Source organism: Pseudomonas sp. PAMC25584, assembly GCF_058135675.1.
The window spans coordinates 251,624-267,617 of sequence record NZ_CM176870.1 but is presented as its reverse complement, the minus strand read 5'-3'; the positions used below and the strand labels follow the sequence as shown (position 1 = coordinate 267,617).

Annotated in this window: 12 protein-coding genes; 7 read left to right on the top strand and 5 right to left on the bottom strand. The window is 61.7% G+C overall.

The genetic code is table 11. The features are described from left to right. Window positions 1–73: 73 nt before the first annotated feature. Complete coding sequence (locus ACS5Q8_RS01235; protein ID WP_247401471.1) at window positions 74–1,387, bottom strand: ATP-binding protein; 1,314 nt, start codon at window positions 1,385–1,387, stop codon at window positions 74–76. Window positions 1,388–1,504: 117 nt separating this feature from the next. After that, complete coding sequence (gene ompR / locus ACS5Q8_RS01230) at window positions 1,505–2,245, bottom strand: osmolarity response regulator transcription factor OmpR (protein WP_133103043.1); 741 nt, start codon at window positions 2,243–2,245, stop codon at window positions 1,505–1,507. Window positions 2,246–2,602: 357 nt separating this feature from the next. Between ompR and ACS5Q8_RS01225 the strand changes: the two genes are divergently transcribed. From ACS5Q8_RS01225 to tauD, 7 genes are all read left to right on the top strand, one after another. Then, window positions 2,603–4,927, top strand: a complete 2,325-nt coding sequence (locus ACS5Q8_RS01225) for a Tex family protein (RefSeq protein WP_443695049.1) — start codon at window positions 2,603–2,605, stop codon at window positions 4,925–4,927. Next, window positions 4,927–5,310 (top strand): PaaI family thioesterase, encoded by a 384-nt coding sequence (locus tag ACS5Q8_RS01220; protein WP_276195820.1) that lies wholly within the window; start codon window positions 4,927–4,929, stop codon window positions 5,308–5,310. Before ACS5Q8_RS01225 ends, ACS5Q8_RS01220 begins: the two co-directional genes overlap by 1 nt. 214 nt (window positions 5,311–5,524) lie before the next feature. Next, complete coding sequence (gshA, locus tag ACS5Q8_RS01215) at window positions 5,525–7,108, top strand: glutamate--cysteine ligase (protein WP_247402328.1); 1,584 nt, start codon at window positions 5,525–5,527, stop codon at window positions 7,106–7,108. A gap of 203 nt (window positions 7,109–7,311) precedes the next feature. Continuing rightward, entirely contained in the window at window positions 7,312–8,289 is a 978-nt protein-coding gene (gene tauA / locus ACS5Q8_RS01210) for a taurine ABC transporter substrate-binding protein (protein ID WP_276195818.1), read from the top strand. A gap of 16 nt (window positions 8,290–8,305) precedes the next feature. Then, on the top strand, window positions 8,306–9,085 hold the full coding sequence (tauB, locus tag ACS5Q8_RS01205) for a taurine ABC transporter ATP-binding subunit (RefSeq protein ID WP_253392582.1): 780 nt from the start codon (window positions 8,306–8,308) through the stop codon (window positions 9,083–9,085). After that, entirely contained in the window at window positions 9,082–9,918 is an 837-nt protein-coding gene (gene tauC / locus ACS5Q8_RS01200; protein WP_426101817.1) for a taurine ABC transporter permease TauC, read from the top strand. Before tauB ends, tauC begins: the two co-directional genes overlap by 4 nt. 14 nt (window positions 9,919–9,932) lie before the next feature. Next, window positions 9,933–10,769, top strand: a complete 837-nt coding sequence (tauD, locus tag ACS5Q8_RS01195) for a taurine dioxygenase (protein WP_443696792.1) — start codon at window positions 9,933–9,935, stop codon at window positions 10,767–10,769. Window positions 10,770–10,850: 81 nt separating this feature from the next. Here tauD and mgrA read toward each other — a convergent pair whose 3' ends face one another. The 3 genes from mgrA to betT form a co-directional block, all read right to left on the bottom strand. Then, window positions 10,851–11,888 (bottom strand): L-glyceraldehyde 3-phosphate reductase, encoded by a 1,038-nt coding sequence (gene mgrA / locus ACS5Q8_RS01190; RefSeq protein ID WP_276195816.1) that lies wholly within the window; start codon window positions 11,886–11,888, stop codon window positions 10,851–10,853. A gap of 108 nt (window positions 11,889–11,996) precedes the next feature. Next, window positions 11,997–13,325 (bottom strand): OprD family outer membrane porin, encoded by a 1,329-nt coding sequence (locus ACS5Q8_RS01185; RefSeq protein ID WP_276197881.1) that lies wholly within the window; start codon window positions 13,323–13,325, stop codon window positions 11,997–11,999. A gap of 212 nt (window positions 13,326–13,537) precedes the next feature. Further along, window positions 13,538–15,499 carry a choline transporter BetT gene (betT, locus tag ACS5Q8_RS01180; RefSeq protein ID WP_465160345.1) on the bottom strand — a complete coding sequence of 654 codons (1,962 nt, stop codon included), beginning with the start codon at window positions 15,497–15,499 and terminating at the stop codon, window positions 13,538–13,540. Between the last annotated feature and the right edge of the window lie 495 nt (window positions 15,500–15,994).

The window sequence follows — 15,994 nt, the reverse complement described above, 5'->3', positions numbered from 1 at the left end:
CGTAACACCTTAAACACGCTGAAAAACCTATATGGGAGCGGGCTTGCCCGCTCCCATATTTGATCCTGGTTGTTTAAACCGCATCTCGGGGCAACATCAAACCCAACGGCAAGCGGACCCGTGCTTCAAGCCCGCCGTTCTCGCGATTGCGCAACTCAACATTGCCGCCATGCATCGAGGCAATCCGCCGCACAATCGCCAGCCCCAAACCGGTGCCCTTGCCACCCCGAGCGCGGTCGCCACGGGTGAAGGGGTTGAAAATGCCTTCCAGCTCGGCCGGGTCGATACCGGCCCCCCGATCCATCACGCTCAGCACCACATAGGGCGCAGCACTGTCACCGGAGACATACGCCGCCACTTCCACATCCGAGCCGGCGTGGTGCAAGGCGTTGCCGATCAGGTTGTTCAGCAGGCGCTTCATCGAGACCCGACGCAACGCGAACGGCTGGATCGGCTCCAGGCGCATGCGCACCTGCTCGCCATTCTGGTTGTAAGGCGCCACCACCTCGCGCACCAGGTCCGTCAGGTCGACGACTTCCACCACCTCGTCACGGCCGTCGCGGATAAATGCCAGGAACTGGTCAAGAATCGCATCCATGTCCTCGATATCACGCACCATGTCATCCGTGAGATCGGTATGGTCGCCCATCAACTCCAGGGACAGCCGCAAACGCGTCAAGGGCGTGCGCAAGTCATGGGACACGCCCGCGAGCATCAGCTCGCGCTCGCGCCCGGCCTGTTCGACATCCTCGGCCATCTGGTTGAACGCACTGTATACCTCGGTCATCTCACTGGGCGTGTCGCTGACCGGCAGGCGCACACTGCGCCCCTGTCCCAACTGGCGGGCGGCAAACACCAGGCGTTTAAGCGGTTGATTGAGCTGACGCACGAAAATCCACGCCGATGCCGTTGAAAGCAAGCCGATAGCCAGGAACCAGCCCAGCACGTTCCAGATCTTCTGCCCTCGCAAAGGGTGCGGATACAGCGGCACCTTCAGCCAATCTTCCCCCAGGCTCGGCGCGCGCACCCAGAGTGCGGGTGACACATGCATACGCAACCGCACTTCGGTGTCGTCGCCCAGTTCCGCCTGCATCTGGCGCTGGTAAATCTCACTGTAGGGCCAATGTTGCTCGCCTTCCGGCACACCTGCACCCGCCACGCGCACCAGCGTGGCCGCCTTGGCGATTTTTTCGCGGTTCTCGGGGTCGGCCGCCCAATAGGCGCGCAGGGTCAGGGCGACACCGTGGCTGTACTGTCGATCCACCAGCACGTCTTCGTTCATCAGCAGATAAACCAGCGTGAGTGCCTTGGAAAACAGAACGACGATAAGCACCAGCCAAAGGGTGCGGGAGAAAAAACTTTGCGGGAACCACAGCGGGGTTTTCATAGGAAACAGCTAGACACCTTGCAGGAACGAGCAGCGCTCGCAGAATTGCAGACGCCGGACATCCCGTCGACCCTCACGGAGCCAAACGCCAGGATGCCCGCCCCTGCAAATCATCGGTCACTTGGTTGCAGTGCCATCCGGCACAAACACATACCCCACGCCCCACACCGTCTGGATATAACGCGGTTTGGACGGGTCCGGCTCGATCATTCGTCGCAGACGAGAGATCTGCACGTCGATGGAGCGCTCCAAAGCATCCCATTCCCGACCACGGGCCAGGTTCATCAGTTTGTCGCGGGTCAGCGGCTGGCGTGCGTTCATCACCAGCGCCTTGAGCACGGCGAACTCGCCGGTGGTCAGCATGTGGACTTCATCGCCACGCTTGAGCTCACGGGTGGCCAGCGACAGTTCGTAATCGCCGAAGGTGACGCTTTCGTCCTCGCTACCGGGTGCGCCCGGCACCGGCGCTGCCTGGCGACGTAATACGGCCTTGACCCGCGCCATCAGCTCGTCCGGGTTGAACGGCTTGGCCAGGTAGTCATCAGCGCCCAGTTCGAGTCCCTTGATGCGGCTCAGCTCATCGCCCTTGGCGGTGAGCATGATGATCGGAATCTGGTTGTTCGCGCCGCGAAGGCGTTTGCAGGCGGTGAGGCCGTCTTCACCGGGCAACATCAGGTCGAGCACGACCAGGTTGAACACCTCACGCCCCAACAGGCGGTCCATCTGCTCAGTGTTTGGCACCGAGCGGGCACGGTAGCCCTTGGAGTTGAAAAAACGCTCCAGCAGGCTGCTCAGCCCCGGATCGTCATCAACGATGAGAATTTTTTCGCCTTCAGCAGTTTGTGCAGTGCTGCTCATTGGATGCTCCTCTTATCTCGGCGCGCATTATGGCCTAGCTGCGGTTATACGCACCGAGTGCATTGTTAGCAGATTTTTCCTCTACTGCCAGCGAACCCGCGCCCTACAACCTGTGGCGCAGTACCCCCCAAGGACAGAACGCTGGTTATAATGCGGCGCCTTCGTGCAGGGCAACGTCAGATCGTTACCGTTTACTGCCGGGCTTTTTTCACCCGCTTGTCGTGATTTTTTCGATTTCGAGGGTCAATAGGCAGCCTCTTGACCCAGGCAGCGGCGCCAGTCGGGCCGCTCAACCAGCCTCGCCGGGCCTTGTTTTTCCGGGCCTGCGAGCTGCTTTTAAGAATTTCAGGTGGTTTTATGGACAGCATCAACAGCCGCATCGCCGAGGAACTCGGTGTACGCCCCCAACAGGTCGAAGCGGCCGTCGCTCTACTGGATGAGGGCTCCACGGTGCCCTTCATCGCCCGTTACCGAAAAGAAGTGACCGGCAGCCTCGACGACATTCAACTGCGGCACCTGGAAGAGCGCCTACGCTACCTGCGAGAACTCGACGAACGGCGCATCAGCATCCTCGCCAGCATCACGGAGCAGGGCAAGCTGACCCCGCAATTGGAACGCGACATCAAACTCGCCGATACCAAGACCCGCCTCGAAGACCTTTACCTGCCGTACAAACAGAAGCGCCGCACCAAGGGCCAGATCGCCCTGGAAGCCGGCCTCGGCGACCTGGCCGACGGTCTGTTCAACGACCCCTCGATGACCCCGGACACCGAAGCCGCGCGCTTCATTAACGCCGAAAAAGGTGTCGCCGACGTCAAGGCCGCCCTCGAAGGCGCCAAGTACATCCTGATGGAGCGCTTCGCCGAAGACGCCAGCCTGCTGGAAAAGCTGCGCACCTACCTGAAGCAGGAAGCCATCCTCAGCGCCCGCGTGATCGCCGGCAAAGAGGAAGAAGGCGCCAAGTTCCGCGACTACTTCGAACACGACGAACCCCTCAAAAGCATGCCGTCCCACCGCGCCCTGGCGATTTTCCGCGGCCGCAACGAAGGCATTCTCAGCTCCGCGCTGAAAGTCGGCGACGAACTGCCGGGCACCATGCACCCGTGCGAAGGCATGATCGGTCAACAATTCGGCATCCAGAATCAGAACCGTCCTGCGGACAAGTGGCTCGGTGAAGTGGTGCGCTGGACCTGGAAGGTCAAGCTCTACACCCACCTGGAAACCGACCTGCTCGGCGAGTTACGTGACGGCGCCGAAACCGAAGCGATCAACGTATTCGCCCACAACCTGCACGACCTGCTGCTGGCCGCACCGGCCGGCCCGCGTGCCACCCTGGGCCTCGACCCAGGCCTGCGCACCGGCTGCAAGGTCGCCGTGGTCGATTCGACCGGCAAGCTGCTCGACCACGCCACCGTGTATCCGCACGTGCCCCACAACAAGTGGGACCAGACGCTCGCGATCCTGGCGGCCCTGTGCGCCAAGCACGCGGTAGACCTGATCGCCATCGGCAACGGCACCGCCAGCCGTGAAACCGACAAACTGGCCGCCGAACTGATCAAAAAATACCCAGCCATGAAGATGACCAAGGTCATGGTTTCCGAGGCCGGCGCTTCGGTGTACTCGGCATCGGAACTGGCTTCCAAGGAATTCCCGGACCTCGACGTGTCGATCCGTGGCGCGGTGTCCATCGCCCGTCGCCTGCAAGACCCGCTGGCCGAACTGGTGAAAATCGATCCGAAATCCATCGGCGTCGGCCAATACCAGCACGACGTGTCGCAGCTGAAACTGGCGCGCGGCCTGGATGCGGTGGTGGAAGACTGCGTAAACGCCGTGGGTGTGGACGTGAACACCGCCTCCGTCGCACTGCTGGCGCGGATCTCCGGCCTCAACGCGACCCTGGCGCAGAACATCGTGACCCACCGCGACGAAAACGGGGCGTTCAAGACCCGCGCCGCGCTGAAAAAAGTCGCACGCCTGGGTGAAAAAACCTTCGAACAGGCTGCCGGTTTCCTGCGCGTCATGAACGGCGACAACCCGCTGGACGCCTCGGCGGTTCACCCGGAAGCCTACCCGCTGGTGCAACGCATCGCCGCCGAGACCGACCGCGACATCCGCTCGCTGATTGGCGACGCCGCGTTCCTCAAGCGCCTGGACCCGAAGAAGTACACCGACGAAACCTTCGGCGTGCCGACCATCACCGACATCCTGCAAGAGCTGGAAAAACCTGGCCGCGACCCACGCCCAGGGTTCAAGACCGCCGAGTTCCAGGACGGCGTCGAAGACCTCAAGGACCTGCAACTGGGCATGATCCTCGAAGGCGTGGTGACCAACGTGACCAACTTCGGTGCCTTTGTGGACATCGGCGTGCATCAGGACGGTTTGGTGCATATCTCCGCGCTTTCGGAGAAGTTCATCAAAGACCCACGCGAAGCGGTGAAGGCCGGTGACGTGGTCAAGGTCAAGGTCATGGAAGTCGACATCCCGCGCAAACGCGTCGGCCTGTCGATGCGCATGAGCGACACCCCCGGCGAGAAAATCGACGGTGCCCGTGGCGCCCGCCCGGGCTCGGCGCCACGCCAGTCGCAAAACAACGCGCCGCGCAAGGAAACCGCGATCGCAGCGCCGAGCAACAATGCCATGGCCTCGCTGTTCGCCAACGCCAAACAGTTGAAGAAGCGCTGATGGAGATTCCGGCCGGTTTGACCCAGAGCGCGTTCAGCGAACTGATCGGCTGCCGCCTGCAACGCCTGGAGCAGGGCGTTGCCGAGGTGGCCCTGAGCCTGGAGCCGCAACTGCGCAATCGCGCAGGCAAGCTCCATGGCGGGGTGATTTTCAGCCTGGTCGACATCACCATGGGGCTGGCCTGTTCCAGCGCCCACGGGTTCGACCAGCAGAGCGCCACCATCGAATGCAAAATCAACTACATCCGTGCGGTGGAAAACGGCGACGTGCTGTGTACCGCACGGGTTATTCACCCGGGTCGGCGCACGTTGGTGGTCGAGGCCGACGTGTACCAAGGTGAAAGACTTGTCGCAAAAGCGCAGGGCACCTTCGCTGTCCTATAGCTCCCCACCCTCGATTTGAGTTAATTTCGGCGCTGCGATAACGGCGTCGGAATTTTCTTGCTGCGCTATAGCCCAATTCATGGAGTGAAGTAGGCTTTTTCAAAACGGGTCAAATCGACTCAAAACCAGGCGATCACGCCAGTTTTAACTTCACCCTTGTAGACCGTCCTGCCCACCCCCATATTGGGGCGACTGACGCGTGAAGGAATCCAACTTGAGCGAACTTCTCAACCGCCGCCTGGCCCTGCTCGGCAAGCGCGAACACCTCTCCCTGCTGGAGCATTGCTTGCACGGCATCGAGCGCGAATGCCTGCGTGTCACCCATGAAGGTCGCCTGGCGCAGACGCCGCACCCCGAAGCCCTGGGCGCCGCGCTGACCCACGAACAGATCACCACCGACTACTCGGAATCGTTGCTGGAGTTCATCACCCCAGCCCTGCCCAACCCGGCCGATACCCTGAGCAATCTGGACAAGATCCATCGCTTTGCCTACAGCAAGCTCGGCAGCGAATACCTGTGGAGCCCCTCGATGCCGTGCCCGTTGCCGGCCGAGGAAGACATTCCGATTGCCTACTACGGCACCTCCAATATCGGACAGCTCAAGTACGTGTATCGCAAGGGCCTGGCCCTGCGTTACGGCAAGACCATGCAGTGCATTGCCGGTATCCACTACAACTTTTCCCTGCCGGAACAACTGTGGCCGCTGCTCAAGGAAGCGGAAGGGTTTGTCGGCACCGATCGCGACTATCAGTCCAACGCCTATATCGCCCTGATCCGTAACTTCCGCCGCAACAGTTGGCTGCTGATGTACCTGTTCGGTGCCTCGCCGGCACTGGACGCAGGCTTCCTGCGCGGCCGTTCGCACCAGTTGGACGTGCTGGATGCCGACACCTTGTACCTGCCGTATGCCACCAGCCTGCGCATGAGCGACCTGGGTTACCAGAGCAACGCCCAGGCCGGCCTGACACCGTGCTACAACGATTTGGCCAGCTACACCGACAGCCTGCGCGAAGCGGTGGCAACGCCCTACGCGCCTTATGTCGAAGTCGGCACCCACAAGGACGGCGAGTGGGTGCAACTCAACACCAACATCCTGCAGATCGAAAACGAGTACTACTCCAACATCCGTCCCAAGCGTGTGACTTACACCGGCGAGCGGCCGATCCAGGCGCTGATGGCCCGTGGCATCCAGTACATCGAAGTGCGCTGCCTGGACATCAACCCGTTCCTGCCGATGGGTATCGACCTGCAGGAGTCGCGTTTCCTCGATGCGTTCCTGCTGTATTGCGCGCTGAACGACAGCCCGCTGTTCGCCGACAACGAGTGCGGCAACGCCACGTCGAACTTCCTCAGCGTGGTCAAGGAAGGCCGGCGTCCGGGTCTGCAACTGCAGCGCAAGGGCCAGGCGGTGGACATGAAGGAATGGGCCACCGAGTTGCTGGAAAAGATCGCACCGTTGGCCGCCCTGCTCGACGAGAGTCACGGCATTACCGAACACAGCCAGGCACTGGACGCCCAGTTGGCCAAGGTCAACGACCCGTCCCTGACGCCGTCGGCCCAGGTGCTGGCCGCGATGGCCGAGCGCAAGGAAAGTTTTGCGCAGTTCTCCCTGCACCAGAGCGAGGTGCATGCCGAGTATTTCCGCAAGGAGCCGCTGCCGGCCGCAGAGCAGGCGCACTTTGAAGAACTGGCGCGCACCTCGCTGGCGCAACAGGCGGAACTGGAGCAGAACGAAGTGGGCGATTTCGATGTGTTTGTCGGCTCGTACCAGGCCAGCATCCTCGCGATCAGCAACTAAACGCCGAACTCGTTCCCTCAGGGGAATGAGCTCTAATGTGGGAGGGGGCTTGCCCCCTCCCACATTTGTCCTCATTGGGGTGAAGAATCCCCTCCACTCTTCTCCTCATAAGCTAATTCGAAAAAGTTATTTATTTTCGAGTTCTTAGATCATTTAGTCTCCTCACATGCCGATTCTCGGCGGCCTGATTGAGGAGCTTCCCCTTGAAACTGCTTACCCCTCTGCGCCTATTGGCCGCGTTGTCCCTGGCCGGTGCCAGCCTGTTTGCCCAGGCGACGGATGTGACCATCGCCTACCAGACCACCGTGGACCCGGCGAAAGTCGCCCAGGCCGACGGTGCGTATGAAAAAGCCACGAACGCCAAGATCGACTGGCGCAAATTCGACAACGGCGCCGACATCATCGCCGCCATCGCGTCCGGCGACGTGCAGATCGGCTACCTCGGTTCCAGCCCGCTGACCGCAGCCATCACGCGCAAAGTGCCGGTGCAGACCTTCCTCGTCGCCACCCAGATTGGCGGTGCCGAAGCCCTGGTGGCGCGCAACGGTTCGGGGATCAACAGCCCGCAGGACCTGATCGGCAAAAAAGTCGCCGTGCCGTTCGTTTCCACCGGCCACTACAGCCTGCTGGCCGCGCTGAAGCACTGGAACATCGACCCGTCGAAAGTGACCATCCTCAACCTAGCGCCGCCAGCCATCATCGCCGCCTGGAAGCGCGGTGATATCGACGCCACCTACGTGTGGGACCCGGCCCTGGGCGTGGCCAAGGAAAACGGCAAGGTGCTGATCACTTCCGGCGAGCTGGCCACGTTCGGCGCGCCGACCTTCGACGCGTGGATCGTGCGTAAGGACTTCGCCGAGAAGCACCCGGAAATCGTCAGCGCTTTCGCCAAAGTCACCCTGGATGCCTACGCCGCATACCGCAAAGACCCACAAGCCTGGCTCGCCGACAAAGCCAACGTCGACAAGCTGGTGAAGCTCTCCGGCGCCAAGGCCAGCGACATCCCTGCGCTGCTGCAAGGCAATGTCTACCCGCTGGCCGCTGAGCAGGTGACCCTGCTGGGCGCGCCAACCACCAAGGCAGTGACGGATACCGCGGCGTTCCTCAAGGAACAAGGCAAGGTCGAAGCGGTGCTGCCGGACTACGCCCCCTATATCAGCGCCAAGTTCATTACCCACTGATCAGGAGTTCATCGCGATGGCCTTGCTACAACTGGAGCGCATCAGCGCACAGTACCCAGGCGCCACAGAACCGGTACTGTCTGACATTTCACTCGAACTTGGGCCCCAGCAATTGCTGGTGGCCCTCGGCCCGTCCGGCAGTGGCAAGACGTCGCTGTTGAACTTGATTGCCGGTTTTGTCGAACCCTCTGCCGGGCGCATCAGCCTCGATGGCGTGCCGGTCAAAGGCCCGAGTGCCGAGCGCGGCGTGGTGTTCCAGGACGATGCCCTGCTGCCCTGGCAGGACGTGCTGGCCAATGTCGGCTTCGGCCTGGAGCTGGCCGGCGTGAGCAAGGCTCAACGCGAAGTGCGCGCCCGGGAAATGCTCGCACTGGTGGACCTGGCCGGTTTCGACAGCCGCCGCATCTGGCAACTGTCCGGCGGCCAGAAGCAACGTGTCGGCCTGGCCCGCGCTCTGGCGGCAGACCCGCGTGTGCTGCTGATGGACGAACCCTTCGGCGCCCTCGATGCGTTCACCCGCGAACAGATGCAGGAGCTGCTGCTGCAAGTCTGGCGGCGCACGGCCAAGCCGGTGTTCCTGATTACCCACGACATCGAAGAAGCGGTATTTCTCGCCACCGATTTGATCCTGCTGGCACCCAACCCCGGTCAGATCGTCGAGCGCCTGCACCTGGATTTCGGCCAGCGCTATGCCGCCGGCGAGTCTGCGCGAGCGATCAAATCCGACCCGCGCTTTATCGAAACCCGCGAACACGTACTGGGCAAAGTGTTCTCCCAACGGCAGGTGTGCGCATGAGCAGCTACGAACTTCCCGCCACGGCCGCCAAGCCGGTGGCGCACGCGGTTATCCCGCTGCGGCGCAGCCTCAGCACACGCTGGATCAGCCTGCTGACGCTGATCGCCTTGCTGGCGATCTGGTGGGCGGTGACCGCCAGCGGCCAGATCGAACCGCTCTTCCTGCCGCCGCCGTCCGCCGTGCTGCAAAAAGGCTGGTTGCTGGCGACCACGGGCTACATGGACTCCACCTTGTGGCAGCACCTCGGCGCGAGCCTCGGCCGCATCGGCTTGGGCCTGGGTTTTGCGGTGCTGACCGCGGTGCCGGTGGGAATTGCCATCGGCTCGAATCGTATCGCCCGGGGCATTCTCGACCCGCTGATTGAGTTCTACCGGCCGATTCCACCCCTGGCCTACCTGCCGCTGATCGTGATCTGGTGCGGCATCGGCGAGCTGTCCAAGGTGCTGCTGATCTACTTGGCGATCTTTGCGCCGATCGCCATCGCCACCGCGACCGGCGTGCGCACGGTCGACCCGGCCAAGCTGCGTGCCGCGCAGTCGTTGGGCGCCACGCGCGCCCAACTGATTCGCCACGTGATCCTGCCGAGCGCCCTGCCCGACATCCTCACCGGTGTGCGCATCGGGCTGGGCGTGGGCTGGTCGACATTGGTCGCCGCCGAGCTGATCGCCGCCACCAGCGGCCTGGGCTTCATGGTGCAGTCGGCGGCGCAGTTCCTGGTCACCGATGTGGTGGTGCTGGGGATTCTGGTGATCGCGCTGATCGCCTTCGCCATGGAAATGGGCCTGCGTGCCCTGCAGCGTAAATTAGTGCCGTGGCATGGCCAGGCACACTGAGTGATGAGAACCCCATGAGCCGCCTGACCGTTACCCCATTAAGCACCGCCCTTGGCGCCCAGATCAGTGGCGTCGATATCACCCAGCCGCTGAACCCCGAACAGCGCGACGCCATCGAACAGGCGTTGCTCACCCATTCGGTGCTGTTCTTCCGTGACCAGCCGCTCACCCCGCAGCAACAAGCACGTTTCGCGGCGAACTTCGGCGACCTGCACATTCATCCGATCTACCCTAACGTGCCGGAACAGCCCGAAGTACTGATCCTCGATACCGCCGTCACCGACGTGCGTGACAACGCCGTATGGCACACCGACGTGACCTTCCTGCCGACTCCGGCCCTCGGTGCGGTGCTGAGTGCCAAATTGCTGCCGGCGTTTGGTGGCGACACGTTGTGGGCCAGCGGGATTGCCGCGTATGCGGCCCTGTCCGAGCCGTTGAGGGGGCTGCTCGATGGGCTCACCGCCACGCACGACTTCATCAAATCCTTCCCGCTGGAGCGCTTTGGCAACACTGCCGAAGACCTGGCGCGCTGGGAAGAAACCCGCAAGAAGAACCCACCGCTGACGCACCCGGTGGTGCGCACCCACCCGGTAAGCGGGCGCAAGTCGCTGTTTGTCAGCGAGGGCTTCACCACCAAAATCAATGAACTGGAACCGGCGGAAAGCGAGGCGATCTTGAAGCTGCTGTTCGCCCACGCGACACGCCCGGAGTTCACGATTCGCTGGCGCTGGCAGGAGAATGACGTGGCGTTCTGGGATAACCGCGTCACCCAGCATTACGCGGTGGATGACTACCGGCCGCAGCGGCGGGTGATGCACCGGGCGACGATTTTGGGGGATGTGCCGTTCTGAGCCGAACACGAGAGTCGCCACACTGAAAATCAAATGTGGGAGGGGGCTTGCCCCCTCCCACATTGACTGTGTGCTGCCAGGTTATTCAGCCGTCGATGGCTTTTCCCACAAGTTAATCCCGCCTTCCAGCGCAAACCGATCGATCTCCGCCAGTTCCTCGACGGTGAAACTCAGGTTCTTCAGCGCCCCGACGTTTTCAATAATCTGCTCCGGCCGGCTCGCGCCGATCAGCGCACTGGTCACCCGTGGGTCACGCAGGGTCCAGGCCAAGGCCAGTTGGGCCAGGCTTTGGCCGCGGCGCTTGGCGATTTCATTCAGCGCACGCACGTGAGCGATGTTGGCTTCGGACAGGTGCTTGGCCTGCAACGAACCGCCACCGGGGCGATTCACCCGCGCATCGGCCGGCACACCATTGAGGTACTTGTCGGTCAACAGCCCCTGGGCCAACGGCGTGAACGCGATCACCCCGGCACCGAGGGCTTCGGTGGTGTCGAGCAGGTCTTTTTCCACCCAGCGGTTGAGCAGGTTGTAGGCCGGTTGGTGGATCAGCAGCGGGACTTTCCACTCGTTGAGCAGGGCTGCGATTTCGCGGGTTTTCACCCCGGAGTAGGAGGAAATACCAATGTACAACGCCTTGCCTTGTTGCACGGCGGTGGCAAGGGCGCTGGCGGTTTCTTCCAGGGGTGTGTCGGCGTCGAAGCGGTGCGAATAGAAAATATCCACGTAGTCGACGCCCAGGCGTTGCAGGCTCTGGTCCAGGCTCGCCAGGATGTATTTGCGCGAACCGCCGCCCTGGCCATATGGGCCGGGCCACATGTCCCAGCCGGCCTTGCTGGAGATGATCAATTCGTCGCGGTAGTGCTTGAAGTCTTCGCGCAGCAAACGCCCGAAGTTGATCTCGGCGCTGCCATACGGCGGGCCATAGTTGTTGGCCAGGTCGAAGTGGTTGATGCCTAAGTCGAACGCGGTGCGCAGCAGGGCGCGCTGGGTATCAATCGGAGTGCTGTCGCCAAAGTTGTGCCACAGCCCCAGGGACAGCGCCGGCAGCACCAAGCCACTGCGGCCGACGCGGCGATAAGGAATAGATTCATAGCGGTTTTCGGCAGCGATATAAGTCATCGAATCCTCTCTTGGACGGGGGCAAATAAGGCCTGGGAATAAGCCTATTCCCAGGCCTTTTAAGCAGCTGAATCGCTTAACGTTGCCCTTCCGTTTTACAGCAAACGCCTACCAAAGTGGAACGACATAGCTGACATAAAAGCGGTTTTCATCCTGCACGGTGGCACCGGTAATGTCCGGGCTGGCGTGGGCATTTTTCCAGGTCACGCCCAGGCCCTTGAGGGTGCCGGTCGGCACTTGGTAGGCCACGGCAACGTTGCGTTCCCATTCGCTGGTAGTGCCCTGTGCGGTGCGGATGTCATCGCCATGGGCATAGGCGGCGGAGAATGTCAGACCGTTGAGGCCCAGTTTGCCGAAGTCATATTTATACTGCGCCAGCCAGGTGCGTTCGCCGGCGTGCTGGAATTTGTTCAACTGCATGTTGGTCAGCGCCGGGGTGTCGGCACCTGAGCCTGGGCCCTGACGGTTGTCGCCGCTGTTCAGGCCGGAATCCAGGTACGGGAAGTCGCTGCTGCCGCTGTTTTTCTGGATGCCGAGACCGACGGTGTGACCGTCCAGGCTGTAGCTTTCCAACAGGCTGACGGTGGACTGGTTGATGCGGCCCTTGTTCACCCCATCGCCATAGACACCCGCCGCCGAATAATTCTTGTCGCCATCGGCGTTACCGCCCACCCCCAGGCTGCGGAACATACGCACATCGGTGTCGATCGCACCGACCGACAAGGCGTCATGGCGCTTGGCACCGAGGAAGAACTGTTGGTAGTAATCCTCAAGGTTGGAATACCACAGGCTGACGGTGGTGCCCGGCAAGCCGGTGTAGTCGGCACCGCCGAAGAGGAAGCGATCGCTCTCCTTGGTGCCGCCGGCGGTGATCATGCCCTGGTCGCCGGTTTCATTGCGGATCTTGGTCTTGAAGATATCGCCACCGGTGAAGGTGAAGTCGGTGAGGTCCTTGGAGACCAGTTGCACACCGGTGTTGGTCTGCTGGTACAGGCGGCCGTCGGTGTTGGCCAGCACCGGGTTGTTGCCATACAGCGTACCGATCCGCAGTTCATCCTTGGCGAAGCGCGTCTTGAACGTTGGGCTCAGCACGCCGAACTGGTCAGCGGATTTGCCGTTGTCCAGCGGGAACATGCTGCCGGGGTAGCGGCCCTGGTGGTCTTTGTCATTGAGGTCGCCGCCGGAGTCCAGTTTCAAACCGTAGAACGCCTGCAAGTCGAGGCCGAAACCCACGGGGCCCTCGGTGTAGCCGGACTTGAAGTTGAACTCGAAACCCTGGCCCCAATCACGAATGCTATGGGCCTTGGCGTTGCTGCCGACCACGTCACGCCCCTGCTGGTTGAGATAGCGGTTGAGCAGGGTCACATCGGCGTGGCTGTCATCGATAAAATCGGCATGGGCGGACAGCATAAAGCTCGCCATGGCGACACCCACCATGGGGCTTAATAACGTCTTCATTGTTACCGGTCTCCGTCACTGTTCTGAAATGAAAGCGTCAAACGCTTCACACAATTACGCAGTGGCCAGATGACAGTTGCGCGTCAAAACGCGGTTGGGGCACATGAAATTAAATTTAAGAAAGCCCCGCATTACGGGGCTTGGCGTGAAGTGAAGCGAGCCCTGCCCACTCGGGAACAGGGCCTTGGACGTCACCGCACCAAGTGCAGGAACTGCAGGTGGCGCTCGTACTGGTCGAGGATGTCGTTGATGATCTGCTCCTTGGTGTAGCCCACCAGATCGTAGTCCTGGCTGCCCTCGCTCAAGTGCACTTCTGCCCGGTAGTAGCGACGGTTATTGAGCTCCTTGGAGCCCATGCCGCCACGGGCAAACGACGGTGTGAAGTAGCCGCGCATTTGCACCTGGTAGACAAACGGGTGCTCTTCGCCATGGCCGATTTCCAGGCTGACGCTGTCGTTGGACGGGTCAGGCTGGGTCACCACACTCAGGCCCTTCTCGACGAACACGGCGGTCACTTCTTCAATCGCCGGGCGCACCGTCGACTCAAGGAAGCGATACACCTCATCGCGCGACGGGAAATGCACCGCCTGGCTCAAACGCTGACGCCAGCCGCCACGACCCTTGCCCGCCGCAGACACCGGGGCCAACGAATGCAACTGGGCGATCTGCTTCTGCGATTCGAGGTAGAAGGCCTTGTGCAGCCCCCACATCATCAGCAGCAGGATCAACGAGAACGGCAACGAGGTCAGCACCACCGCCGACTTCAGCGAATCGATGCTCCCGGCAAACAGCAAGGCACTGGTCACCAGCGCGGTCATCGCGCCCCAGAACACCCGCAGCCACTTCGGCCCGTCTTGATCGGCGTTGCCGCCTTTGGACGACAGGGTGGAGAGCACCACAGTGCCGGAGTCGGCGGAGGTGACGAAGAACACGAAGCTGATAAACACCGTGACCGCGATCACCGTCTTGCTCCACGGGTAGGTTTCCAGCAGCAGGTAGAGGCTCATCGACGGGTCATCGATGGCCGACTGGCCGAGCGCGGTCAACCCGTGATTGAGCACCTGGTCGATGGCGCTGTTGCCGAAGATCGACATCCACGCCAGGGTGAAACCCAGCGGGATCAGCAGCACGCCGAACACGAACTCGCGGATGGTACGGCCACGGGAAATGCGCGCGATAAACAGGCCCACGAACGGCGACCATGCAATCCACCAGGCCCAATAGAACACCGTCCAGCCCCCCAGCCAGTCGCTCGGCTTGTCGTAGGCGTACACGTCGAAACTCTTGGTCGGCAGCGCGCCGAGGTAGTCACCGATGTTCTGGATCAGGGTGTTGAGCAAGTGCTGGGTGGGCCCGGCGAACAGCACGAACAGCAGCAGCGCACAGGCCAGCAGCATGTTGATGTCGGACATCACGCGCACGCCCTTGTCCACACCGGCCACCGCCACCAGGATCGCCGCGCCCATCATCAGGGTGATCAAGCCCACCTGAATCCACTGGGTGTGGGCAATGCCAAACAGGTAATCGAGACCGGAGTTGAGGTGCAGCACACCGAAGCCCATGTCAGCACCGAGACCGAACACCGTGGCGATGATGCCGAAGCCGTCCACGGCGTAGCCGATCGGGCCGTTGATGCGCTTGCCGATCAGCGGGTACAGCGCCGAGCGCAACGCCAGCGGCAGGTTATGCCGATAGGCGAAGTACGCCAGGGCCATGCCGACGAAGGCGAACACACCCCAACCGTGCAGGCCCCAGTGCAGAAACAGGATCTGCATGGCCTGGCGTGCAGCGTCGGCGTTCATCGCCGCGCCCTGGGGCGGTTGCACCAGGTGCGTGAGCGGCTCGGAGACGCAGAAGAAAAACAGCGTGATGCTGATCCCGGCGGCGAACAGCATGCCGGCCCAGGACAGGTAACTGAATTCGGGCTCGTCGTGGTCGGCACCGAGTTTTATCTTGCCGTAGCCCGATAGCGCGGTGACCACCACGAAGACCAGATACAGGGTCATCGCGAGCATGTAGTACCAGCCGACCGTATTGGCCGCCCAGTTTTGCGCCGCCAGCAGCCAGGCACCGGCCTGTTGCGGGATTGCAATAACGGTGATGCCAAACAGCAGGATGAAACTTGCGGCGAAATAGAACACGGGCGCATTCATGCGCACCAGACCGCTGGGTGGGGTGGTCGGCGCACTCATGAACGATGCACCCCGGGGGTGTGAGATGTGGCTGTGTATAACGGACTCAGCAAAGGTAAGCCTCCTGTTGTGAGCGGGCAGCGAACCACCGATTTAACTTGAACGAGCGTTCAAGTTAAACATGGATAGGCGGTTTTGGACTAATCGCAGGGCTGAGTGGTAGATGATTCCTACACTGGCTCAAGGATTGGTATGACGCTTGGGCGAGGCAAATCGTTCAGCGGTTGCTGGCTGAAATACGGCTCACATTTGAAATGCAGTCAACCTGTGGGAGGGGGCTTGCCCCCGATGGCGGTGGGTCAGCCAGCACAGGCATTGACGGGTCCACCGCTATCGGGAGCAAGCCCCCTCCCACAGGGTTTGGTGTGATGTTTAAGGGTGTGCGCTACTTTTGAGTGCCGTCGTCATGCTGATGAACGAACGTTCAAATTGAACATGGATAGGCGGTTTGGAACT